Genomic DNA, 22,047 nt, shown 5'->3' with positions numbered 1-22,047 from the left:
CCCACCCCTCCACCCCTTCCACCGACCCCGGCAAACTGACGATCGCCTTCGCCACCCTCCTCCTAATCGGACGCGCCACCCTCGCCGCCCACATCCCCCTCAGCCACTTCGGCCTTGGCCTGGGACTCTGCGGCTGGCTCCTCATCCACCAAAACCGCACCCTGCCCCGACCCCTCTGGCCCCAAATTGGCGGTAGCCTCGTATTTTTCGGCTGGCTCGTCGCCGTCACCGATGGCCAACTCTGGCAAGCCCTCGGCTGTAGCCTTCTCGGACTGATCCTGCTCTGGCAACGCCTCACCCGATCGTGGCGTAACCTAGAAACCGTCGGCCTCATCGTGGTCGGATTGCAAACCTACACATTACTACGCATCCTTTTCCCCCCCAGCTTCCGCAGTTCCTTCATGGCCACCATCTCCCGCTGGGCCGAACTCGAATTGGGAGCCTGGGAACTGACCGGCCTCGGATTCTTCATCACATTGCTCGGCCTGATCGCCTTCGCGCAATATCTACAACGCCAAAACCAACCCCACCTCGCCCAACTCACCGAAAAAATTACGATCGCCTGGGGCATCGCCCTAGCATTCCCCGGACTGTTTAATCCCTTCGTCCGCGCCCTTTACTTCACCCTCTCCGCCCTCTTACTCGCCGTCCTCCTCTACCTGCGATCGCGGCAAAACCGCCCCATTGCCCCCTGGAAAATCCACACCACCCACAGCCTCAGCATTCTCGCCGGACTCTCCTGGATCATCTGGGCCGCCCCCAGCTTAGACAGCACCGTCTGGGCCACCATCTGCCTCGCCACCATGGTTGTTGAGTGGGCACTATGCCTCCGCAGCCAAGGGCCCTGGCAAACCAGCGCCTGGTACATGGGCCTCGGATTCGCCACGATCGGTTACGTTTTCCTCAATATCGCAGTCTGGGCCGACGCCAGCAACCCTTACTGGAGCTTGGCTTGGTTAGCCGCTCCCGCCCTGCTCTGGGGACTGACCCGATCGCGCAACTTCCCCTACCCCAGACAAGCCAGCAGCCTCAGCATCCTCGCCCTCGTCTTAGCACCGGGACTCACCCGCTTTGAACTCGATCCCTTCCTCATCTGCACCGCGATCGTCACCCCCTTAATGGCCCTCAACGCCAAAATCCTCCGCAACCTCCTGCCCGTCGCCCTCACCCTCGGCGCAGCCATGACCTGCCTCAGCGCAGGCTTCTTTAAACTCAGTCCTATGGCATTGAGCGAATGGTTCCTCGTGTGGTGCATGGGCCTCTCGATCGGGTTATGGCTGCTGCGGCAACGCTTCCTACGATCGCCCCGCTCCCAATCCAGCCCCGACTCCATCAGCAATCCCGTCAGCAATTCCACCAGCGATCTCAATAGCACTTCTCCAAAGGCTATTCTCGCTGTTTTTCAAACACCTCTAGGCCAACCCTTATCAATCCTCTACGCCAGAGCTGCCAACGGTTGGGCGATCGTGTTAACGGCCTTTGTCATTTTGATGCTGACTCTGATTGCAACCTATTTATTCACCTTCTCACCGCAGCAACAAAACATTCCCAACCAATTCATCCTTGCCACGGGATTAGTCTTAGTGGGCATCGGACTGCGCATGACCCAGGGCATTACCACCCTGGCCCTCTTAGGGTTTGGCTGGTCGATCGAACTCGCGATCGCCTTTCTTGCCGAACTGACCCACGCACCTCTAGAAATGCGGATTATTAGCAATCTCGCGATCGCCTGGGTCATGCAAATTGCCGGGGACTTTCTCCGCAATGCCCCCCGCTACCAAACATCTCCGCCTCCCTGGAAATCCGCCTTCCATTGGTTCCCCCTCAGCTTTGCCAGCTTCGCCCTGCTGCTAATCCACCTGCAATTCACAGAATTCACCGGACTGTGGACGATCGTGGCAACCATTCCATTCCTCACCGTCGGTCGTCGCCAATCTTCTCTCAAAGCCCTGAGCTATCTCGGTATCATTGGCTTTTCCGTTGGAGCCTATGAATTACTGCTCTATCAAATCTCCCAAGCGCCCCCCGGTGGCCAAATCGGTGATGCCGTCATTCTCCTTGCCGGACTCGCCACCGCCCTGACGATCGGCTATCGGCTGCTGCTGCGTCCCCTGGTCAACTACAGCCATCTCACCAGTTCCGAAATCACCGCCCTCATGCATCTCCACTGGGGCTTGGGCACCCTGCTGGCCATCCTAGCGCTACCGTTACCCCACAGCGCCACCGCAGGCTACAGTTGGGCTGGACTCATGGCCGTCTTAGCAGCCCAAGCCATTACCCAAGGGCGACAGGAAAGGGACTGGACTTATCCCGGCGTCATGCAAGCTTGGGCCGCGATCGGCTATCTTTTCTACCAATGGTTGCCCGATACGGTGATCTGGAATTGGGGGGGCGCGATCGCGGCCCTTGTTGCGGCTGTGACCTATGCCATTCCCTGGCGGCGCTGGGGCTGGGACGATCGGCCTTGGCGTCACTGCGCCTTGATTTTGCCCACAGCCGTCCCATTGCTCACTGCGTTAACCATTAACGTGCCCAGTTTGCTCCTCAGCGGCGGTTTCTATGCCGGATTCGCCGCCATCACCCAGCAAATTCGCGTCAGTTACCTCGGCTTATTCTTTGCGATTTGGGGACTGTTTCGGCTCTTCCTGCAATGGCAATTTCAAGATCCGTTGTGGTACGTGTCCGTCCTAAGTTTGAGCCTGTTGTATATCGTGCAGGTAGACCCCAGCCTCCGATCGCAGGATGACAAAGAAAAACGCCACTGGATTCGCTGCCTAGCCGTGGGCCTATTTTGCACAACTGCCTTTTTACAATCGGAACAAAGTTGGTTGGAAGGGCTACTGACGATCGGGTTAGGACTCGGACTCATCTTCGCAGGACTGGGACTCCGGGTCAGAGCCTACCTCTACGTGGGAACCGTCATGTTTATGTTAAAAGTCCTACGGCAGTTGTGGCTATTTATTAGCGACTATTCCCTGTTGCTCTGGGGTTTGGGCATTCTCGTCGGGCTCCTGCTCATCTGGATCGCCGCCACCTTCGAAGCCCGTCGCAGCCAAGCGATCGCCTTTGTGCAATACTGGGTCAACGAACTCGATGCCTGGGAGTAGTCCATGATCCCCACCCTTCGCGTCTACGGTTTACTCATTCTCGGAGTCGCCATCACCACCCTGTTAGCTTTGCTTTGGCCGGGACAAGCGGGACTAGGATTGGCGTTACTATTGCTACTACTGTACGATTTTGCAGTGTTGGGAGCTGTGGTCATTGATGGCCTTCGTAGTCGATCGCAGCGGGTTGAGGTGATGCGGCAGCCCATCTCTCGACTGTCGATCGGACGGGATAATCCCATTACTCTAACCGTTCGTGCTAAAAATCGCGAGGCGATCGTGCAAATTCGCGATGCCTATCCCCAATCGCATTTCACCATCTCCCAGGACACCTTGGAAGCTAGACTCGCTCCCCAGGAATCCCAGGATCTCACCTACCAAGCCAAACCCACCTATCGCGGATCCTACAACTGGGGCAAAATTGCCGTGCGGCAACTGAGCAACTGGAAGCTGGTTTGGTTGGATTGGACGGTGGCGGAATCGACCCCGGTGGAGGTCTTCCCGGATTTAATTGGGCTGCGATCGCTCTCAATTCGGCTGGCACTCCAGGCCACGGGCAGCATCCGGCAAAATCGCCGCATGGGCATGGGTACGGAATTTGCAGAACTGCGGGACTATGCCACGGGCGACGATCCCCGCTTAATCGACTGGAAAGCCACCGCACGGCGCGATCGCCCCTTGGTGCGTGTCCTAGAACCGGAGCAGGAACAAACCCTGATTATTCTGCTCGATCGGGGACGCTTGATGACGGCCCAGGTCAATGGGTTGCAGCGGTTTGATTGGGGCTTAAATGCGACCCTATCCCTAGCGTTAACTGCTTTGAAACGGGGCGATCGGGTGGGCGTGGGTGTCTTCGATCGGGCCTTGCACACCTGGATTCCGCCGCAACGGGGCGATCGGCAACTCATGCAATTACTAGAACAACTCACCCCCATCCAGCCGGATTTCATCGAACCTGATTATCTCGGCACCATCAACACCATCACCCAGCAACAACATCGCCGCGCCCTCATTGTTGTGATTACAGATATTGTTGATGACATTGCATCGATGGAATTGCTAAATGCCATGGGACGACTGGCTCCGCGCTATTTACCCTTTTGCGTTGCGCTGCGGGATAGCGAAATCGATCGCCAAGCCCATACCTTCAGCATCGAGGTTGCAGAAAACTATGCCCGTGCGGTCGCATTAGATCTGATCAACCAGCGGCAAGTGGCCTTTGCAAAGTTGAAGCAAAAAGGCGTATTAGTCTTAGACGCCCCAGCGGATCAAATCACCGATCAACTCATCGATCGCTACCTGCAACTCAAGCTCCGTAATCAGCTTTAGCGCGATCGAGTTTCCCCATAACATCAAACAATCAAAATTAATCCTTACGATTTCTGCCAGATGGCTTGAAGATCAGTACCCGTTCTGATATGCATGGATTACTAGCTTCAGTTATTGCAGTGATTGCAGGAGTGTAGATCTCCATGAGTACCCTACGTGTCGGAGTCGCAGGCCCCGTCGGTTCCGGAAAAACCGCCCTCGTCGAAGTCCTGTGCAAACGATTGCGCGATCGCTATCAACTCGCCGTCGTCACCAACGATATCTACACCCAAGAAGACGCCCAATTCCTCGTCCGCAGCCAAGCCCTCAACGCCGATCGCATCCTCGGTGTGGAAACCGGAGGCTGCCCCCACACTGCCATCCGCGAAGATGCCTCCATGAACCTCGCCGCGATCGAAGACTTGGAACAACGCTTTCAAACCCTCGATATTATCTTCGTCGAAAGTGGTGGTGACAATTTGGCAGCAACCTTCAGTCCAGAACTGGTTGACCTGACTATTTATGTCATTGATGTAGCAGGCGGTGACAAAATTCCCCGCAAAGGTGGCCCCGGTATTACCAAATCCGATCTCTTAGTCATTAATAAAATTGATCTCGCAGCCTACGTCGGCGCTAGCTTGGACGTGATGGATCGCGATGCCCGTCGGATGCGTGGCGACAAACCCTTCAGCTTTACCAATCTCAAAACCCAGGAGGGACTCGATTCCGTCATCCATTTCATTACCACCCACTTGCACCCCCAAACCCTGGCTCAGCCGATCGCGTGATCCCCCTTAAATTCCAATCGATTGATAGTCCGCCAGCGTTCGATCGCCAAGCTTCGATTTCCAACGCCCGATCGCTGAATGTTACAGTATTTGCTGAAATATGTCAGCAAATGCCAATGTTTCAATAAATGCGAATAAAGCTAGACAAAAAGCTACCCTTCCGCAGGGTCGAACATCACGCATTTTCCGTAATCTCAGTCACATTTAATACCCAAAACCTAGGGATTTTGTGTACGAGAATACATTTTTGGGAGATATGCAGTTCTAGCATGTTGAGGATGCGACCTCAGTTAATCACTTCTGCATCCTGATTTCCATCCTTTTGTGAGGAGCAAGTTGAAACAATGACAAAGCAATTTGGGCGGCGTGAGTTTATCCTGTTTAGCTCCGCCACAGCAGGTAGTTTACTGCTGAAAGCTTGTTCAGCCCCCACCCCCACCCCAAGCTCTACCACCTCTCCAGGCGCTTCCCCCGCAGCCAGTGGTAGTGGCAACACCATTAAAGTCGGTATTCTCCATTCCCTCAGTGGCACGATGGCCATCTCCGAAAAGAGCGTCGTGGATGCTGAATTGCTAGCGATCGAAGAAATCAACAAAGCCGGTGGCGTCCTCGGTAAGCAAATTGAGCCGATCACCGAAGATGGTCAATCCACTTGGCCCACCTTTGCTGAAAAAGCTAAAAAGTTGATCGATCAAGACAAAGTCGCCACGGTCTTTGGCTGCTGGACTTCTGCCAGCCGTAAAGCTGTGCTGCCCGTGTTCGAGTCCAAGAAGCACCTGCTGTGGTATCCGGTGCAATACGAAGGACAGGAATGCTCCAACAACGTCTTCTACACCGGAGCTGCTCCTAACCAACAGATTGAGCCCTCCGTTGATTGGCTACTGGAAAATAAAGGCAAGGAATTCTTCCTTGTTGGGTCTGACTACGTCTTCCCCCAAACCGCCAACACCATTATTAAGGCGCAACTGGCTGCTAAGGGTGGCAAAACCGTTGGAGAAGACTACATTCCCCTCGGCAACACCGAAGTTAAACCCGTGATCGCCAAGATCAAAGCGGCTCTACCTAACGGGGGCGTGATTTACAACACCCTGAACGGAGACACCAACGTTGCTTTCTTTAAGGAAATGCAAGCCGCAGGCATGGGGCCGGATAAATATCCCACCATGTCCGTCAGTATCGCCGAAGAAGAAGTGCAAGCGATCGGCGTGCCCTATCTGAAAGGTCACTACGCGGCCTGGAACTACTTCCAAACCGTCGATACCCCCGCCAGCAAAAAATTTGTGGAAGCGTTCAAGGCTAAGTACGGTGCAAACCGCGTGGTCAACGATCCCATGGAAGCGGCCTACATCATGGTCTACCTCTGGAAACAGGCGGTGGAAAAAGCAGGCACCTTTGAAGATCTGGACAAAGTGAAGAAGGCGGCCTACGGTCAAACCTTTGATGCACCGGAAGGCAAAGTGACCCTGGAATCCAACCACCACTTGTCGAAGTTTGTGCGGATTGGGGAAGTGGCTGAAGATGGTCTCTTCAAGATCGTCTTCGAAACGAAGGAAGCCGTCAAACCCGTACCCTGGAACCAGTTCGTTGCGGAAACCAAGGGCTTCTCCTGCGACTGGTCTGATCCTGCGAAGGGTGGCAAATTCAAGGCAGCCTAATCGTCTGATGGGTTAGTCATGTGATGGGTTGAGCGATCGTAGTATTCGCTAGGCAAATGTATTCGCTAGGCAAATGTATCGCAGGCATCTCTGCAATCGCTCAAATCAGTAAACAATAACGACTGGTGCCTCTCTCTACGCAATTCCAAGCTCATTCGGAGTTGACCTAGGAGGGGCATTCCAGTCTGCATCCATTTCTTCGATATCCAGTTCTTCCGTTTTAAGGAGGATAGGCTCTTGTTCTCTGGCTTGCTTGATGCATTTTTTGGTGGACTCAGCAATGGGTCAGTGTTGCTCCTAGCGGCGCTGGGCTTAGCGATCGTCTTTGGCCTAATGGGTGTGATTAACATGGCCCACGGTGAATTGATGATGCTGGGAGCCTACACCACCGTAGTCGTTCAAAATGCATTGAAAGGAACTCCCTTCTTTGACTTCTACATCTTCCCCGCCATTCTTGCTGCATTCCTTGTTACCGCTTTATTTGGCTTGGTCTTGGAACGCGGTGTGGTGAGATTTCTCTACGGGCGACCGTTGGAAACTTTGCTGGCCACTTGGGGCGTCAGCTTGATTTTGCAACAGTTTGTCCGTAGTGTCAGTTGGCAGTTTGTCATTGGCATTGGTGCCTTCTGCGCCGTTTTCTTTGGCATTCAACTGCTGTTTAGCAAAACACCCCTCAGCGATCGAATTTTGCAAAATCGGACTCTATCGATCGGGGTATTGGGGCTGGATGCGCTACTGGCAGCGGCAGCGGTCTTTGTTACGACCCAATTCGTTGGAGCAGTGGGGCTGCAGGTCTTACTGGCGATCGTCGTTTTTGGCCTCCTTGGTTATCGCGGCTGGAAAAGTTTGGCGCAACGGGATGAACCTTGGATCGGTGAACGCCTGAGTCGCATTGCCTTGATTGCTGCTGCTGCCCTGGCGTGGAATATTAGTGATTACTGGGGTAAGGTTCAGCCCACTTGGATACGACCTTGGTTTGGTAACCAAGGCCAGAATGTGACGGCTCCGACCTGGTTAAGGGGACGTTGGGATATCAAAATGGGCGATATCCAATCCGGGTTACCTTACCGCGATGCCTTCATCATTGTTCTGTCTCTTGCAGCCTTAACCGCCGTCTATTTATTTCTCAATAAAACCGACTGGGGGTTACGCATTCGATCGGTGACGCAAAATCGGGGCATGAGTGCTTGCTTAGGAATTCCAACCGAGCGGGTCGATGCGTTGACCTTTGCCTTGGGATCGGGCTTGGCGGGGATCGCAGGTTGTGCCGTGAGTTTGCTAGGTTCCGTCAGCGCTAACACTGGACAAACCTACATTGTTGATACCTTTATGGTGGTCGTAGTGGGGGGTGTTGGTAAATTGGTCGGCAGTATTGTCGCTGCCCTCGTTTTGGGCGTGTCTAACTACATCATTGGTTCCGGTAGCTTGGTCACGTTGTTTAAACCGATCGCCCCAGTTTCGGGATTCTTTGAGTTTTTCTCAACCATCAGTATGGCGAAGGTGTTGGTCTTTGCATTGATTATTGTCTTTCTACAAGTTCGTCCGGCGGGACTCTTCCCCCAAAAAGGCCGAACAGTGGATGCTTAGACGTCTGTTGATGAATCCTTTGATAACTCCTGGGATATAGCCGTGCAAACAATTGTTGAGAAATCACCCAAAACTCCTCCCCCTGGCAAGTCTCGATCGCGGCTTTGGGTGGAAATAGCCATTGTGGCTGGATTAGCGATCGCGGTTTTAGTATTGGTTCCCGGCATTTTAAATATCACGGGACAGTCCTTCCGGGTGGGATTGCTGGGGCGCTTCATGGCCTTGGCGATCGCAGCCTTGGGCATTGATTTAATCTGGGGTTACACAGGCATTCTGAGCCTGGGCCATGGGCTATTTTTTGCCCTAGGGGGTTACGCCCTAGCCATGTACTTACAGTTGCAAATTCCAGCGGGACAGTTGCCGGAATTTATCACACTGTACGGGGGGACGGAATTACCGCTTCTGTGGAAGCCGTTTTATTCCCTCCCGTTTACCATTTTTGCGGTGATTGTGGTTCCTGCGCTGTTGGCCGCTGTATTGGGTTACTTGGTCTTCCGCAACCGCATTCGCGGCGTCTATTTCTCCATCCTGACCCAGGCGGCGTTGATTGTTTTCTTCAATTTCTTCAACGGACAGCAAAAACTGATCAACGGCACCAACGGCCTCAAAACGGATACCGCCACCCTCTTTGGTCAGGTGGCCAGTTCGCCCTCGGTGCAAGGATGGTTCTATTTCCTAACGGTCGTCTTTTTAGTCGCGGCCTATGCCCTCTGTCGCTGGCTCACCAGTGGCCGCTTTGGCAAACTGCTAGTCGCGATTCGGGATGATGAACCTCGGGTGCGCTTTTCGGGCTATAACCCAACGGCCTTTAAGGTGTTAGTGTTTGCAGTGTCCGCAGCGTTGGCAGGAATTTCCGGCGCGTTGTACACGGTGCAGTCGGGCATTATCACACCCAATGCCATGGACATTGCCTTTTCGATCGAAATGGTGATTTGGGTCGCGGTGGGCGGACGAGCAACCTTAGCAGGCGCAATTCTGGGCGCATTGGTAGTCAACTTTGCCAAGAGCTTGCTAAGTGAACAATTTTCGGCAGTGTGGCAATTTTTCCAAGGGGCGTTGTTCCTCCTCGTCGTCACAGCCTTACCCAGTGGTATTGTCGGCTGGCTCACCACCCAAGGCCGCGATCTACTGCGATCGCTGTTTGGCCGCAGCCAAATCATGACCTATCCCAGTTTAGAAACCGATCCGGAAGTGCAATATGAGCGGGAAACTCTTGGAAATCGAGAATCTGACGGTTAGTTTTGATGGCTTCAAAGCGTTGAATAACTTGACCTTCAGCATGGATGCTGGAGAATTGCGCGTCGTGATTGGGCCGAATGGGGCGGGTAAAACCACCTTTCTAGATGTAATTACGGGGAAAGTGCAACCCACAACAGGCAATGTCCGGTTTAAAGGGCGCGATCTGCGCAAAATGCCGGAATTCGCGATCGCTCAATTTGGCGTAGGCCGCAAGTTTCAAACCCCACGGGTCTATCTCAACCTATCCGTGCGGGACAATATGGAATTGGCCTACAACAAGCAAAAGAACCTCTGGACTACGCTCTGGGGCAAACCCAAAACAGGCGACAAGGACGCGATCGCGCAACTGTTGGTGACTGTGGGCTTACTCAGTAAGGCCAATAGCCCAGCGGCGTTATTATCCCACGGGGAAAAGCAACGGTTGGAAATCGGTATGTTGGTGGCGCAGTCCCCCGACTTGCTGCTGGTGGATGAACCCGTCGCAGGGCTGACCGATGAGGAAACGGAAAAGGTGGGCGATCTGCTCCTGGCCCTCTCTGCCCACCATTCCATTCTGGTCATTGAACATGACATGGAATTCGTCCGACAAATTGCCCGCAAAATCACGGTTCTCCACGAAGGAACAGTACTCTGTGAGGGGACGATGGATGAAGTGCAGTCCGATCCTCGGGTCATTGAGGTCTACCTAGGCAATCAAGAGGACGACGAGGACTAGGGGACAACGGGGAATCGTCAGACAATTCGAGCACATTCGATCGCCAAAGGTTCGATCGCCAAAGGAACAATCACCATGCAAGCAGAAAGCCAAATATTGCGAAATGTGGGTCAAGCTGGTACCCCACCCACCCTCCAAGTGTCTAATCTAAATGTCTACTATGGCGAAAGTCACATTTTGCGTAATGTGGATATGACTGTACAACCGGGCCAAATGGTCTGTTTGATTGGCCGCAATGGTGTGGGTAAAACGACGCTATTGAAAACGGTGATGGGAGTTCTGAAAGCCCGCAGTGGTTCAGTGCTATTTAATGGCCAAGCCATTGGGCAAGCTTCGCCCGATCGCCGTGCCAGAATGGGCATTGGCTACGTGCCCCAAGGCCGGGAAATTATTCCCAAGTTGACGGTGAAGGAAAATCTGCTGATCGGCCTAGAAGCCCTAGGCAACCGCTATGCCCGATCGAAGGAGATTCCCGATGACATTTTTGAGCTCTTTCCCGTCCTGAAAAAGATGCTGGGTCGCATGGGCGGGGACTTGAGCGGAGGCCAACAGCAGCAGTTGGCGATCGCACGGGCTCTCATGGGCAGGCCGCAACTGCTAGTGCTGGATGAACCCACGGAAGGCATTCAACCGTCGATTATTCTGGATATCGAGGATGCAGTGCGCCGGGTCGTGGAAACGCGGGGAATTTCGGTGTTGCTAGTCGAGCAACATTTACACTTTGTCCGCAAGGCTGATTGGTACTACGCCATGCAGAAGGGCGGCATTGTGGCTTCTGGCCCCACCAGCGAACTGAGCAAAGCAGTGATTCAGCAGTTCCTCGCGGTGTAGGCCAGCAAATTTGCCCGCAGCAGGTCATTACAACCCGACGCAGGTGCCCCCCCAAGCCATGGAGCAAGCAAGCTAAAAATCATAAAAAAGCCGTGGGAGATTTTCCGTACTGCATAACTCAATCGGTGTAGGTAGTAGATGTAGATTGAAGTTTAGATTCAACCTTTATGAAACGTCTCCCTACCCACGTTCTCCCGACTAGATTGTTGGCTCTGCTGTCCTTTGCAGTCATGGCGGTCACAGTGAGTGAAGCAGCGCTTGCTCAGTCTGGTCGTACAGTACGCAAGCCCCCTCGCCCCTCAACCTCTGTCGATCGCCCCTTTTGCTATATCGAAATTCCAGGCCAAGGAATTCGTAGCCTCGATCGGGAATGTAAGGTGGATACGGAGTCGGTCAAGCCGATCGATTTAAGTGTCGATCGCAACCGGGATGGCGTACCGGATGAATTACTCGCGGAAATGCGCAAGTTTGACCAAACCCTACGAGCTGTCAAATCACCGGAGGAGTTTGAAGCAGCCATGCAAAAGCTGGAAAGTCGCCTGCCCTATTCCAGCCAGGTGAGACAGTTACAGGTACAGCAACGTCAGCTTCAACAGTATCTCGGCACCATTCGCAGCGAAACCCAAATGCAGTTGATATATCGTCAGTTGGAATCCATTCAACAACGGATTTATCAAGATCCCAGCTACACCAGAGTTCAGCAGGCAATGAACAAGGTCTATTCAGTCATGCATAAGAATCGTTAATCCACAGAAAGTTTGAGGTTCGTTGCTAGACGCGCTTAGGGCGAAATTTAACTGGAGCGCACTTCAACTAGAGATGCAGGCTGGTTTCTCCATCTGAATCGTCTATCTGAACTGTCTATGTACTTCGATCAAGCTGAGTTTGACATCCGCTGTGAATGGGGGCCGGAGGGCGTTGCGCAATTAGCCTCGATTAGCGATGTCGTCGTGATTGTCGATGTCCTGTCTTTCTCAACTTGCATCGAAATTGCAACTCAGCAAGGTGCAAGGGTCTTTCCCTATGCGTGGAAAGATGACTCTGCTCAGGTCTTTGCCACGACGATCGGGGCGCAACTTGCCAGCAAACGAGGCCATCCGGGATATTCCCTATCTCCCACGTCATTGCAAACCATTCCGTCAGGGACTCGCCTTGTCCTACCCTCTGCCAATGGAGCCCCCCTGAGTTTAGCGGCCCAGCCTACCCCCTACCTTAGCGGGCTGTTTTCGCAATGGCCGATCGGTGGCTCGCGCAGCCATGACCTATGGAACCCGAATTGCGGTCATCCCCGCCGGAGAGCATTGGCCCAATGGAAGTCTGCGTCCATCCTTTGAAGATTGGATCGGGGCGGGGGCCATTATCAGCCATTTGCAGGGGAAGAATTTACAGGGGTCATTGTCACCGGAAGCCCAAGCCGCTATGCTGGCCTATCAAAGCGTCCACAGCAACCTGAAGCCACTCCTACAGCAATGTGGCTCTGGGAGAGAATTGATCCAACGTGGATTTCCCCGCGATGTTGACTTATCTGCGGAATTAGACGTGAGCAACAACGCGCCTCGGCTCATCGATGGCGCATTTATCAAAAATGTGGATTAAGAGCCTCTAAGGGAACAGCGCATCAATAAAATCCCAATTGGGTAGGGGTAGGCGAGTAAAGGGGTAGGAGGGTAGGGGAATGAAGAGGGGATATTATTTCTTTGCAAATCCCTAAGCACTTGCAACGCGGTTCATTAGCCCTGACTTTGGAACGGCAGCTCGATCGTAAACAGGGTGCCTGTTGGATTGCTTTCTAATAACACCCGTCCCCCCAGACGAGCCACCAATCGTTGCACCAGCGCTAAACCCAGTCCTGTTCCCCCTTGTTTGCGGATATCTAGCTTAGGAACACGGTGAAATTTATCAAATATTCGCGGAATTTCCTCTCTGGGAATTTCTACGCCAGCGTTAAATACCTGCAAATGCAAGCGAGGTTCTTCCTCGGCCTCATCCTTGACTTGTTTGGCAGAAATCACGATTTGTTGGCCCACGGGGGTGTAGCGATAGGCATTACTTAACAGTTCCACCATAATACGAGACAGACTAATCTGGTCGCACATTAAGGGCGGTAACTCGGGCTCTATGCTGACTTCACAGCGTAAATTGCATTCTAGAAACCGTTTTAAGAAAGGATTAACAACATAGGGCAACCATTCATCTAATTGGATCACTGAGATTAACAATGACAGCGTATCTGTATCTAGTTGCTGTAAATCTAAGAGATCCTGAATTAACTTTGCTTCCCGATCGCAGTCTTTTTGCAACACTTCCAGATAGCGTTGCACTTTACTAAACATTTTCGGCGAGAGTGTTAAATTCTCATTCTCTTCAGTTTCGTTAGGTTTAAGGGCGAGACTGATCATCTGAATGGCCATTTTCATGTTGGCCAAAGGAATCCGCAATTCGTAGGACACTGTACTGAGAAAGTTGTCCTGGAGTTGAGACAATCGTTTGAGTTCAACCGTCTGGGTTTGGATAATTTGATTTAAACGAATCCGACGAATGGCGATCGCGCATTCCGCTGCAATCTGTTCTAGCCAATCTTGTTCTTCGGTTGTAAAGGCTTGATTGGTAGGGCGGACTAGGGTCATTTCGCCCAATTTTCCTGAGACATCTAGGATGGGCATGGTGAACCAAGCTTGATGGGTACTGGAGCCGGAAAGGGTGAAGCCTGTCTGGGGGGTATCCATCTCTGCGATCGTGCGCCCAATGGGAAAATCCACACGAACGACCCGACGGGAATGGGGTTCCGGAAACTGAGAAGGGGGCAAGTAGGAATACTGTGCAGTCACCAAGGTGCGATCGGTATTGCAGAGCAGAATTTCGCAGTTCACTAGGCCCAAAGCGTCCACACAAGTGAGAACGATCGTCTCACAAATTTTGAACTCATCTAAACTGTCTCGCACACAGAATATGACTTGTCTGAGATCACTCTGCATTTAGCAAACTTTATCCTTTGATCACGCAGCTAAAACGAAGTCCTGTGGCCTTGACAACAATCTTTAAAAAATCTTGTATCCTGCGACCCCTTCAGTCACTAAACACTACATCTAGTAATCTAGCGCAGCGATAAAATGACCGTATAGTACACTCCGCATTGTAGCAACTTCCTACGGTAGAACCTATAAAGCAAGAACCTATAAAGCAAAATTATAGAGCAAGATTGGATTTTCCCCGAGTTCGCACCATTACCCTTTTTCAGACCTTGCTCATGCATGACCCTTTTAGAGGAATCTGAGGCAAGCAGCGGAGATGTCGAAGGGCTCAGCTTAGGCAAACAGTTAGACACCTAACCGTTCATAAGTGTTCTAGTGACAAGTATTCTAGTGATAAGTGTTCCAGTGATAAGTGTTCTAGTAACCTACTCGACTCCTTAAGGTCATCAGTCCACTAGGACTTAGAATTCTGCTTGACGTACCGCAAATTGAACTTGGGGCATCCAAGGGTCTTCCACAATCCCTACCCCTTTAAAAGACCAGCGCTCCAGCAAGGCCGATAACTGATGGTTCACCATTGACTCTACCGCCACCGTACTGCCCAACTCCGGCGCAAATCGATTAATATAACTTAACGCATCCGCATGTTGATTGAATAACAGCACATAACCATTTTCGGGTGATCGAGCCGTTCCTTCCGCCACCTTGGGGTAAGCCGCTAAATACTGACCATCCCGCCGAGAGCGCATCACATACCAGATTCGATCGGACATGCATTACCTCAAATTGATTGGGTGGGTGAAGGGGGGATGTAAGGGGTAGGTGGGTAAAAGGGTGGGTAGGTGGGTAAAAGGGTGGGTGAAGGGGGGATGAAGGGTTAAGTGAGTGAAAGGATAAGTGAGTGAAGGGGTAAGGCTGTCTTCATTGTGCCGTGAAGCCCTAAGATTCAACAGAATCCTTTACATCCATTCACGATTTTGGACAAAAAGGGGAACGACCGTGATCCATTCCCCCTCAAGATTGCTCTGGAAGGGGTGGTTGTTCAGGCTACTGACTGGTGATGCCCTGTGATTCGTGACGCTATGATTCTGACACCATATGATTCTGACGCCATATGATTCTGACACCATGATTCGTGACCCAAACGAAGATCGATCGCCTAGGACGTCTAGTTCATGTCAGAAAGTTGAATTCGCGGATCGACAAACTTCAGCAGGAGATCCGCCAGCAAATTCCCAAAAATCAGCATGATGGAACCCATCATCAAACTGGCGAGGACTAAATACAAATCTTGGGCCTGCACAGCTTGCAGGGTTAGCCGTCCCAATCCAGGCCAGTTGAAAAAGTTTTCCGTGATAAAAGCGCCGCTGAGCAGACTCGCAAACTCAAAGCCCAGCAGAGTAATCAACGGGTTGACCGCATTCCGCAGCGCATGGACATAGATCACCTTATTTTCCGGCAGTCCCTTGGCGCGGGCAGTTTGAATATAGTCTTGGCGCAGTACGTCCAGCATTTCCCCCCGCGTAATCCGCTGCAATCCCGCAAAACTAGTAATGCTGAGGGCGATCGTCGGCAATACCATATGCCATGCAATATCAATTACTTTACCCAACGGCGTTAGGTCGTCGTAGTCAATGCTGGTCATGTCGCCCACGGGAAAGAGTGGCGAGGTATTTTGGGCAAAAACGAGTAGTAACAAACCAGCAATCAGACTAGGCAACCCTTGGCCGATGTAGCTCAGGACGCGCAATACGCGATCGATCCATTTTTGCTGATAAACTGCGCCGACAATGCCCATGGGAATAGCGATCGCCCAGGTGACGATTAGAGAGCTAATCGCCAATAGCAACGTGGCCTGCACCCGTTCTACCAAGAGCGAAATCACCGATCGGTTATAAACAAAGCTGGTGCCAAAGTCCCCTTGGCTAATAATCCGCCATAACCACAGCCAATATTGCTGATCCCAGGGTTTATCCAAACCAAACTGCCGTTTATACTCCTCCAATCGTTCCGGTGAGATACGGGGATTTTCCCGTAGGGCGTCCAGATAATCCCCCGGTGCCAGTTGAATAATCAAAAAGCACAGCATGGAGGCTAGCAACAAGGTCAGAGCCGCTTGTAGTAAGCGTTTGACAATGTAGATGGTGGTATCACTGGTCAGCGCATCCGACGTGGCACGCAGGAAGCGATCGAAGGCGGTTGTAGAAGCAGACATGGATGCAAACTCTCGGACGAACTTCTCAGACGAACTTCTCAGACGAACTTCTCGGACTAAAGGCCGACGATCGGGGGATTTTGCCCCAAACCTGGCGGGGTATGCCCGTTGCAGGTAGGCTCCGATCGTATTGCCCTTCAGTCTAGTACTCAATCAGCGAGACGATCGGCACATCGGGTAAGTTCCTGCGACCATTCAGAAAGGTCAGTTCTGCCAGGAAGGCAAAACCCACCAGCTCGCCCCCACTTTGCTGCACCAGTTGGGCGGTGGCGGCTGCCGTGCCCCCCGTAGCAATGACATCATCCACAATCAGCACCTTAGCACCAGGGGTAATGGCATCTTGGTGCATTTCCAGGCGATCGGTGCCATATTCCAACTCATACTCGACGGAGTAGACGGCTGAGGGCAATTTGCCGGGCTTGCGGACGGGGATGAAACCAGTTCCCAGATGAACGGCCAAGGGGGTTCCGAACAAAAAACCACGGGATTCCATGCCGACAATGTAATCCGGCTCGAAGGGCGAGCATTTTTCCGCCAAGGTGTTAATCGTATACTGCCAGCCTTGGGGATCGCGCAGTAGGGTCGTGATGTCGCGGAAGAGGATTCCCGGTTTGGGGTAATCAGGGATATCGCGAATCAGAGCTTTAATATCCATGGGATTAGGCAATGGTTGGAGAATAAAACTTGGCTTAACAATCCAGGCCCAACGGTTCAGAGAGAGCCTGCACTATTTTGAACCATATTGAAGATACCCGAAGGATTTGCCCCCAGGGGATTTGCAGCAAATAAATCATGCCTAAGCGTTGTCTAAAAAATAATACCTAGAAAAAGTAATCCCGAGAAAACGTCTAGCGTCGCCGCACAAATCCCCCGGCAATGCCTTGCTGGGGATCTCGCAGGTACACATCCTGGGGAATTTCGTAGGCACAGGGCAGGGGAGCCGCCCAGCACATGTCTTTCTGCTGGTTGGGATTCTCGATGATATCGCCGCTTCTGGGTGCAAAGTACAGAATTCCGTTGGTTTGTCGGACAACAATCTGCGAGTCGTTTTTCATCTGAGGGGGCAGTAGGATTTGCCATCCGGCGGCATTTTTTAGACCGATCGCGGTGACGCAGGCAGCGATAAACAGAACAATCGGAGCTGGATTGCTGAGGTTAGCGGGTAACGCCATCTGCCAGAACTGACCGGGCCAGCGATGCAACCAGACAGCACTGACCAAGGCCAGCAGCACCAAAATATAGGGCACACTGAACCGGAAAAAGGGCGACGTGGTCATGATGAAAGCAATCCCCACGACGCCTAAAGCACTGACCCACAGTTCCGATCGCACGCTTTTGGGATCGGTGCGCTTCCAGAGATAGACCGCGCCTACCAAGGCCAACACGATCGCGAGGGCTGTGATTTGCTCCTTCGGTGACGACATGAACCAGTTCCACAAGGCCCAGAGCCAGGGATGTACGCCTGTAGGGGGAGGGCCATACCAGGTTGTCCAGCCGTGGGTTCCCTGGGCGACTTGGGTGAGTTTTTGCGTGGTGGGTGACCAGGGAACGTCTAAGCAAAGTAAGGAGGAGGGATAGAGCGGACAGCCGGAGGTGACAAGGCTAGCGGAAACTAGGGGGAATAGGACGGCAACCATGGCGGCGACTCCCGCAAGGCGATCGCCCCAGCGGAAGGGCCGCTGCCACAGGTAAAACACCAAACCGATCGCGAGGACGGGGAGGGCGGTGAGCTTCATCGTTACGGTACCCGCTGCCAGCACCAAGGCTACCAGACGGGAATCGGAGCGATCGACTCTATCGTGATTGACTATGCTGCGATCGACTGCGGGGGGATCGGCGGGGGGATCGGCCCAGGGATCGATCAGCATTGGGTCAGTGGCGCGGGTGGCTGACCGATCGGAAACGATCGACGGCACGATCTCAGGCGGTGCGGCGGTTTGTAGCATGGCCCAGGCGACGATGCCGATGAAGAATAGCATCATGCCGTCGGGGGATGGAGAAACGGTGATGGAGTTGAGGGGACTGGTGAAACAGGCGATCAGGAGGGCCGCTAGCAGATACAGGGCGATGAAGTGATCGGCCAAAGTGCCGCGCCGCTGCCAGACCCGAGGCCACACCAGCACGGCATGGCACAGTCCCAACCAAAGGACAAAGCCGTTGGTGACGGCGCTGGCTTGGGCGTTTAAGGCGGCGGGGTTGAGGGGCGCACCTAGGGCAAACCAGGCGGAGGTGAAGGCGAGGTTGTTAAACAACAGGGCGATGCCGGGGACGGATCCGTATTGTCCTAGCCATTGCAGGACGCTGTAGTGGTAGTAGCCGGTGTCGTGCCAGACGACTGAGCCATTGGTGACGGTGGCGGCGATCGCGGCGAGTCCCAGCCAGATCCAGCCCTGGGAACGGAGGAGTTGACCTAGTTGGTGCAGTTGCGATCGCGGGTTTTGTCTGAGCAAGCTGACGCTGCACCAAAGGCCAGCCACGGCCAACCCCACCCAGGGCGTTAGGGGCAACAGCAGGGAGACGACCAGCAAGGTCACACTCAGGAGGACTAGGCCCAGCCAAGTGGCCACGATCGCTCGATCGCTGAGTTTTGGAAAAGCTTGAATGTTTAAGTCTGTTAGGAGTCCGGTTCCGATCGTGCAGCAGACGATCGCCAACAGAAACCACGTCACCATAAAATAGAGCATCTGTGTCACCTCTCTAAGGCCAAAAACACGCTAAATGCATCCCCTACAAAATTTAGCGTTTAATGGCCCGATCGGATGAGTTGAGTGACGGCCTTTACTCAAATACACGAAGGCTTGATGAGACTCGATCGATTTTTTAAAGCTGATTGACAATCAGATGGGAACTCTCGTTGACCAATGAATGCTTGGCGAACCATCCATCCTTCGGGAAGCAAGCTACATCCCCTGTTGCAAACCGATTCAGTGGATCTGTAAGGATTGTGGGCTGCGTTCGATCGAGGGTACTCGATCTCTAGAACGGTCGCGCTCACCGGACGCAAACACCCTATGCAACTCAACCAATCATATTAGTACGTTCCGGTGCAGCGCGGTTTATGGGTAGACAAGAGCAATACGGGAGGCATCAGAATTGCCTATAACAGAGGAAAGGTCAGTGACGACTCTAACAATGCTAGGGTAATCTAGTTTAGAATCACTAGATTACTATGCTTGTATGTGGACTAGTAACAATGGTAGAAGTGTATTTTCACATTCCTGCTTAACTTAGTGAGGCTCAGGGCATGTGTTAGGCTGGAGATTGTAACGACTCATAAGGCCGGATCAAGACTTCGGCTGGAATGCCCAATTGATCATGCAGCTTTCGGATCATATCTAAGGTCAAAGAGCGCTTACGAGATAGGATCTCTGAGACTCGTGCTCGGCTACCAATACAAGATTCTAAATCTCGTCGTGACCATTCGCGTGTTTCCATATAATACTGAATCGCTTCAATTGGGTCAGGCAAATCGATCGGGTAGATCGTCTTTTCATAGGCTTCGACTAACGTACTGAGAATATCTAAACGATCGAACTCAGGGGTATCGGGAGCAGCATCAAATAGCTGCTCAATTTCTTTCAAGGCTGTCTGATAATCTGCGTCAGTCCGAATGGGTCGTAATTCCATCAGTGAATCCTCTCTAGATAGTCTCTGCATCAACTTGGTCATACTCAGTGTGAGTTCCAATAAAGCGAATAAAAATAATCCCGATGTCGTAGCGAATCGCCACAATTAAGCGGTACTTGTTGCCTTTGATATTGAAGACAACTCGATTATTCGCAATGATACTTGCATTGCGATAGGCTTCTTTAACATCGGCTGGACTTTGCCAATCCGCACGAGATGCGTCGTAATACCAAGTTTTCAGGGCATCTTCGATATCTGAATGGTTCTCCCAGTAGTCGCGGAGGGTACTGCGGGCTATGATACGCATACTCAAAATTATACTTTGTTCCCATCTTGGGATCAAGAGGCGCTTGAAATGTATTTATCTCTCTTGAAGATTAAGCCTAACGTTCTGGCTGAGCGGCGGCAAATAACCTTGAACTCAGCCCCAGCGACTTCGGCCCATCCGCTGCCGTGAAGTTATGGGTAGACAAGAGCAATACGGGAGGCATCAGAATTGCCTATAACAGAGGAGAGGTCAGTGACGACTATGCAACGGGCGACAGTCAGATGACTACTAACATATTGTCGCACTGACCAGGTTCCTAGTCCTCAATGAACGAATCCTCAGGGACAGATTGTGATGTCTGCCATAATACTTTCGCTTGACGACTGGGATGAAAACCACCTCTTATGATGACCGATTCGTTTCGGAGGATAGCTTCCATGGGTGAACTTTCTTATGTCGCTCTGATTGGTATAGATTGGGCAGACCAAAAGCACGATATCTGTCTGTATGATTGTATGACTCAAACCCAAGAACAGGAAGTGATCGGTGCTCGACCCGAAGCGATCGAAGCCTGGGCACTGCAACTGCGAAAGCGCTATGGAGGACAGCTGATCGCAGTCTGTCTAGAACAGAAACGAGGCCCTTTAATCTATGCTTTGTGCAAGTATGAGTTTTTCGTACTGTATCCAGTCAATCCGCAAACGGTTTCCAAGTACCGTCAAGCCTTTACACCGAGTCGAGCCAAAGACGACCCAACGGATGCAGAATTGCAAGTCGAATTGCTTCAAAAACATCGAGACAAACTGACGGTATGGCAGCCAGCCAGCCCCCGGCTCAGGCAACTACAAGCGCTTGTAGAATGGCGACGCACATTAATTGAAGACATTGGACGTACCACCAACCGACTGGTCGATGTTCTCAAAGGGTACTTTCCGCAAGTGATAGATTGTTTCGAGCATAGCGATACGTTCGTATTCTGTGACTTTCTGACTCAATGGTCAAGTTTGAGTGCAGTGCAGCAAGATGGATTCGTATTCTATTTCGCTGCTGGCAAGACCGGGTGCCTATAGCAGCGGTGGCAAGAAAATAGACAAGATTAACGGTGGGGAGAGGTTTACTAAACGCACATCCACGAACGCTAATCCCAATCCGACAATCACTAACAATAATGTGTAAGGAATTCGACGGAACCAACTAAAGACCTGGGGAAGTGTCGCTACGCTTAAGGAAACAGACAGAACGAGGAGAAACTGTTTTAGATTTTCTTCAATCGCAGCTTCACCGATGACAGAGGCGATCGTCATACAAATTCATGCAAACTTCCAGTTCATCATACCGATTCAATAATGGTTTGAGCGCAATTATCTCTGTTGCAGTGGTATCTTGGACGAAGCATCGTAGGCAAATCTAGTTTGGAAAATGGAATTAGAAAAGCCTGCAAAAGCTCACACAATCTCAAGGAACAAATTACGGAATCGACTCAGAGAATCCGATCGAAGCAGCCAAATTGCAAAGATTTTGTTCCTTTAGAGTGATTTATCAGGATTCCAGCAACGGTACGATCGAGCCTTCAGTAATATCATCTTCTAAATCGACTATAAAATTACAATACTCCGGACAAAATTAAGCGGCGATGATGCCGTGTTCACAGAGGGTTGAGTAGTTGGGATGTGATTTAATCGAAGTCGGGTCAAGCTCTAACTTGTGAATAAATTGATTGAGAAGGTATTCATTGAAG

At 52.0% G+C, this 22,047-nt stretch carries 20 protein-coding genes; 12 read left to right on the top strand and 8 right to left on the bottom strand.

Annotated features, from left to right (window positions below; translation table 11 throughout):
* From ACN4EG_RS22930 to ACN4EG_RS22880, 11 genes are all read left to right on the top strand, one after another.
* The coding region (locus ACN4EG_RS22930) for a hypothetical protein (protein ID WP_431632571.1) at positions 1-3,107 on the top strand (3,107 nt) is incomplete at its 5' end.
* A gap of 3 nt (positions 3,108-3,110) precedes the next feature.
* On the top strand, positions 3,111-4,433 hold the full coding sequence (locus tag ACN4EG_RS22925; RefSeq protein WP_431632569.1) for a DUF58 domain-containing protein: 1,323 nt from the start codon (positions 3,111-3,113) through the stop codon (positions 4,431-4,433).
* 143 nt (positions 4,434-4,576) lie between these two features.
* Positions 4,577-5,200, top strand: a complete 624-nt coding sequence (gene ureG, locus ACN4EG_RS22920) for an urease accessory protein UreG (RefSeq protein ID WP_431632567.1) — start codon at positions 4,577-4,579, stop codon at positions 5,198-5,200.
* A gap of 344 nt (positions 5,201-5,544) precedes the next feature.
* The gene (urtA, locus tag ACN4EG_RS22915) at positions 5,545-6,855 is read left to right on the top strand and encodes an urea ABC transporter substrate-binding protein (protein WP_431632565.1); all 1,311 of its coding nucleotides are present in this window, start codon (positions 5,545-5,547) and stop codon (positions 6,853-6,855) included.
* 237 nt (positions 6,856-7,092) lie between these two features.
* Positions 7,093-8,442, top strand: a complete 1,350-nt coding sequence (locus ACN4EG_RS22910; RefSeq protein ID WP_431632563.1) for an ABC transporter permease subunit — start codon at positions 7,093-7,095, stop codon at positions 8,440-8,442.
* Positions 8,443-8,484: 42 nt separating this feature from the next.
* Positions 8,485-9,681, top strand: coding sequence for an urea ABC transporter permease subunit UrtC (gene urtC, locus ACN4EG_RS22905; protein ID WP_431632561.1), 1,197 nt, complete (start codon positions 8,485-8,487; stop codon positions 9,679-9,681).
* Positions 9,641-10,396 (top strand): urea ABC transporter ATP-binding protein UrtD, encoded by a 756-nt coding sequence (urtD, locus tag ACN4EG_RS22900; RefSeq protein WP_431632559.1) that lies wholly within the window; start codon positions 9,641-9,643, stop codon positions 10,394-10,396. The genes urtC and urtD overlap by 41 nt, the downstream gene beginning before the upstream one ends.
* A 75-nt stretch (positions 10,397-10,471) precedes the next feature.
* Positions 10,472-11,227 carry an urea ABC transporter ATP-binding subunit UrtE gene (gene urtE / locus ACN4EG_RS22895; protein ID WP_431632557.1) on the top strand — a complete coding sequence of 252 codons (756 nt, stop codon included), beginning with the start codon at positions 10,472-10,474 and terminating at the stop codon, positions 11,225-11,227.
* Positions 11,228-11,394: 167 nt separating this feature from the next.
* A complete protein-coding gene (locus ACN4EG_RS22890; RefSeq protein ID WP_431632555.1) occupies positions 11,395-11,973 on the top strand; it encodes a hypothetical protein in 579 nt (192 codons plus the stop codon).
* 117 nt (positions 11,974-12,090) lie between these two features.
* On the top strand, positions 12,091-12,561 hold the full coding sequence (locus ACN4EG_RS22885) for a hypothetical protein (RefSeq protein ID WP_431632553.1): 471 nt from the start codon (positions 12,091-12,093) through the stop codon (positions 12,559-12,561).
* On the top strand, positions 12,485-12,823 hold the full coding sequence (locus ACN4EG_RS22880) for a 2-phosphosulfolactate phosphatase (protein ID WP_431632550.1): 339 nt from the start codon (positions 12,485-12,487) through the stop codon (positions 12,821-12,823). Before ACN4EG_RS22885 ends, ACN4EG_RS22880 begins: the two co-directional genes overlap by 77 nt.
* A gap of 134 nt (positions 12,824-12,957) precedes the next feature.
* On the opposite strand, the gene ACN4EG_RS22875 is transcribed toward ACN4EG_RS22880, so the two are convergent.
* The 7 genes from ACN4EG_RS22875 to ACN4EG_RS22845 all read right to left on the bottom strand — a co-directional run bounded on the left by ACN4EG_RS22875 (position 12,958) and on the right by ACN4EG_RS22845 (position 20,348).
* Positions 12,958-14,169, bottom strand: a complete 1,212-nt coding sequence (locus ACN4EG_RS22875) for a GAF domain-containing sensor histidine kinase (RefSeq protein WP_431632548.1) — start codon at positions 14,167-14,169, stop codon at positions 12,958-12,960.
* 491 nt (positions 14,170-14,660) lie between these two features.
* The gene (locus ACN4EG_RS22870) at positions 14,661-14,972 is read right to left on the bottom strand and encodes a hypothetical protein (RefSeq protein WP_431632546.1); all 312 of its coding nucleotides are present in this window, start codon (positions 14,970-14,972) and stop codon (positions 14,661-14,663) included.
* A gap of 395 nt (positions 14,973-15,367) precedes the next feature.
* Positions 15,368-16,567 carry an ABC transporter permease gene (locus ACN4EG_RS22865; protein WP_431632544.1) on the bottom strand — a complete coding sequence of 400 codons (1,200 nt, stop codon included), beginning with the start codon at positions 16,565-16,567 and terminating at the stop codon, positions 15,368-15,370.
* A complete protein-coding gene (locus ACN4EG_RS22860) occupies positions 16,557-17,069 on the bottom strand; it encodes an adenine phosphoribosyltransferase (RefSeq protein WP_431632542.1) in 513 nt (170 codons plus the stop codon). The genes ACN4EG_RS22865 and ACN4EG_RS22860 overlap by 11 nt, the downstream gene beginning before the upstream one ends.
* Before the next feature lie 193 nt (positions 17,070-17,262).
* Complete coding sequence (locus ACN4EG_RS22855) at positions 17,263-19,098, bottom strand: LIC_10190 family membrane protein (protein WP_431632541.1); 1,836 nt, start codon at positions 19,096-19,098, stop codon at positions 17,263-17,265.
* Between the two features lie 565 nt (positions 19,099-19,663).
* The gene (locus tag ACN4EG_RS22850) at positions 19,664-20,041 is read right to left on the bottom strand and encodes a helix-turn-helix domain-containing protein (protein WP_431632540.1); all 378 of its coding nucleotides are present in this window, start codon (positions 20,039-20,041) and stop codon (positions 19,664-19,666) included.
* A gap of 13 nt (positions 20,042-20,054) precedes the next feature.
* Positions 20,055-20,348, bottom strand: coding sequence for a type II toxin-antitoxin system HigB family toxin (locus tag ACN4EG_RS22845; RefSeq protein WP_431632538.1), 294 nt, complete (start codon positions 20,346-20,348; stop codon positions 20,055-20,057).
* 398 nt (positions 20,349-20,746) lie between these two features.
* Here ACN4EG_RS22845 and ACN4EG_RS22840 point away from each other — a divergent pair, with 398 nt between their 5' ends.
* Entirely contained in the window at positions 20,747-21,379 is a 633-nt protein-coding gene (locus ACN4EG_RS22840; RefSeq protein WP_431632537.1) for an IS110 family transposase, read from the top strand.
* Here ACN4EG_RS22840 and ACN4EG_RS22835 read toward each other — a convergent pair.
* Positions 21,374-21,613 carry a hypothetical protein gene (locus tag ACN4EG_RS22835; protein WP_431632535.1) on the bottom strand — a complete coding sequence of 80 codons (240 nt, stop codon included), beginning with the start codon at positions 21,611-21,613 and terminating at the stop codon, positions 21,374-21,376. The two genes, ACN4EG_RS22840 and ACN4EG_RS22835, sit on opposite strands and share 6 nt — an antisense overlap.
* Positions 21,614-22,047 lie beyond the last annotated feature (434 nt).

Origin of the sequence: Alkalinema pantanalense CENA528, from assembly GCF_050753345.1 — a bacterium.
Classification (GTDB): domain Bacteria; phylum Cyanobacteriota; class Cyanobacteriia; order Leptolyngbyales; family Leptolyngbyaceae; genus Alkalinema; species Alkalinema pantanalense.
This window is presented reverse-complemented; position numbering and strand designations above follow the sequence as displayed.

Bases quoted from the DNA above. Each gene is read 5' to 3' on its own strand.
- ACN4EG_RS22850 (WP_431632540.1), bottom strand. From the start codon at position 20,041: ATGGAATTACGACCCATTCGGACTGACGCAGATTATCAGACAGCCTTG.
- urtD (WP_431632559.1), top strand. From the start codon at position 9,641: ATGAGCGGGAAACTCTTGGAAATCGAGAATCTGACGGTTAGTTTTGAT.
- ACN4EG_RS22845 (WP_431632538.1), bottom strand. From the start codon at position 20,348: ATGCGTATCATAGCCCGCAGTACCCTCCGCGACTACTGGGAGAACCAT.
- ACN4EG_RS22835 (WP_431632535.1), bottom strand. From the start codon at position 21,613: ATGACGATCGCCTCTGTCATCGGTGAAGCTGCGATTGAAGAAAATCTA.
- ACN4EG_RS22870 (WP_431632546.1), bottom strand. From the start codon at position 14,972: ATGTCCGATCGAATCTGGTATGTGATGCGCTCTCGGCGGGATGGTCAG.
- ACN4EG_RS22925 (WP_431632569.1), top strand. From the start codon at position 3,111: ATGATCCCCACCCTTCGCGTCTACGGTTTACTCATTCTCGGAGTCGCC.
- ACN4EG_RS22840 (WP_431632537.1), top strand. From the start codon at position 20,747: ATGGGTGAACTTTCTTATGTCGCTCTGATTGGTATAGATTGGGCAGAC.
- urtA (WP_431632565.1), top strand. From the start codon at position 5,545: ATGACAAAGCAATTTGGGCGGCGTGAGTTTATCCTGTTTAGCTCCGCC.
- ACN4EG_RS22890 (WP_431632555.1), top strand. From the start codon at position 11,395: ATGAAACGTCTCCCTACCCACGTTCTCCCGACTAGATTGTTGGCTCTG.
- ACN4EG_RS22860 (WP_431632542.1), bottom strand. From the start codon at position 17,069: ATGGATATTAAAGCTCTGATTCGCGATATCCCTGATTACCCCAAACCG.
- urtE (WP_431632557.1), top strand. From the start codon at position 10,472: ATGCAAGCAGAAAGCCAAATATTGCGAAATGTGGGTCAAGCTGGTACC.
- ACN4EG_RS22855 (WP_431632541.1), bottom strand. From the start codon at position 19,098: ATGCTCTATTTTATGGTGACGTGGTTTCTGTTGGCGATCGTCTGCTGC.
- ureG (WP_431632567.1), top strand. From the start codon at position 4,577: ATGAGTACCCTACGTGTCGGAGTCGCAGGCCCCGTCGGTTCCGGAAAA.
- ACN4EG_RS22885 (WP_431632553.1), top strand. From the start codon at position 12,091: ATGTACTTCGATCAAGCTGAGTTTGACATCCGCTGTGAATGGGGGCCG.
- ACN4EG_RS22880 (WP_431632550.1), top strand. From the start codon at position 12,485: ATGACCTATGGAACCCGAATTGCGGTCATCCCCGCCGGAGAGCATTGG.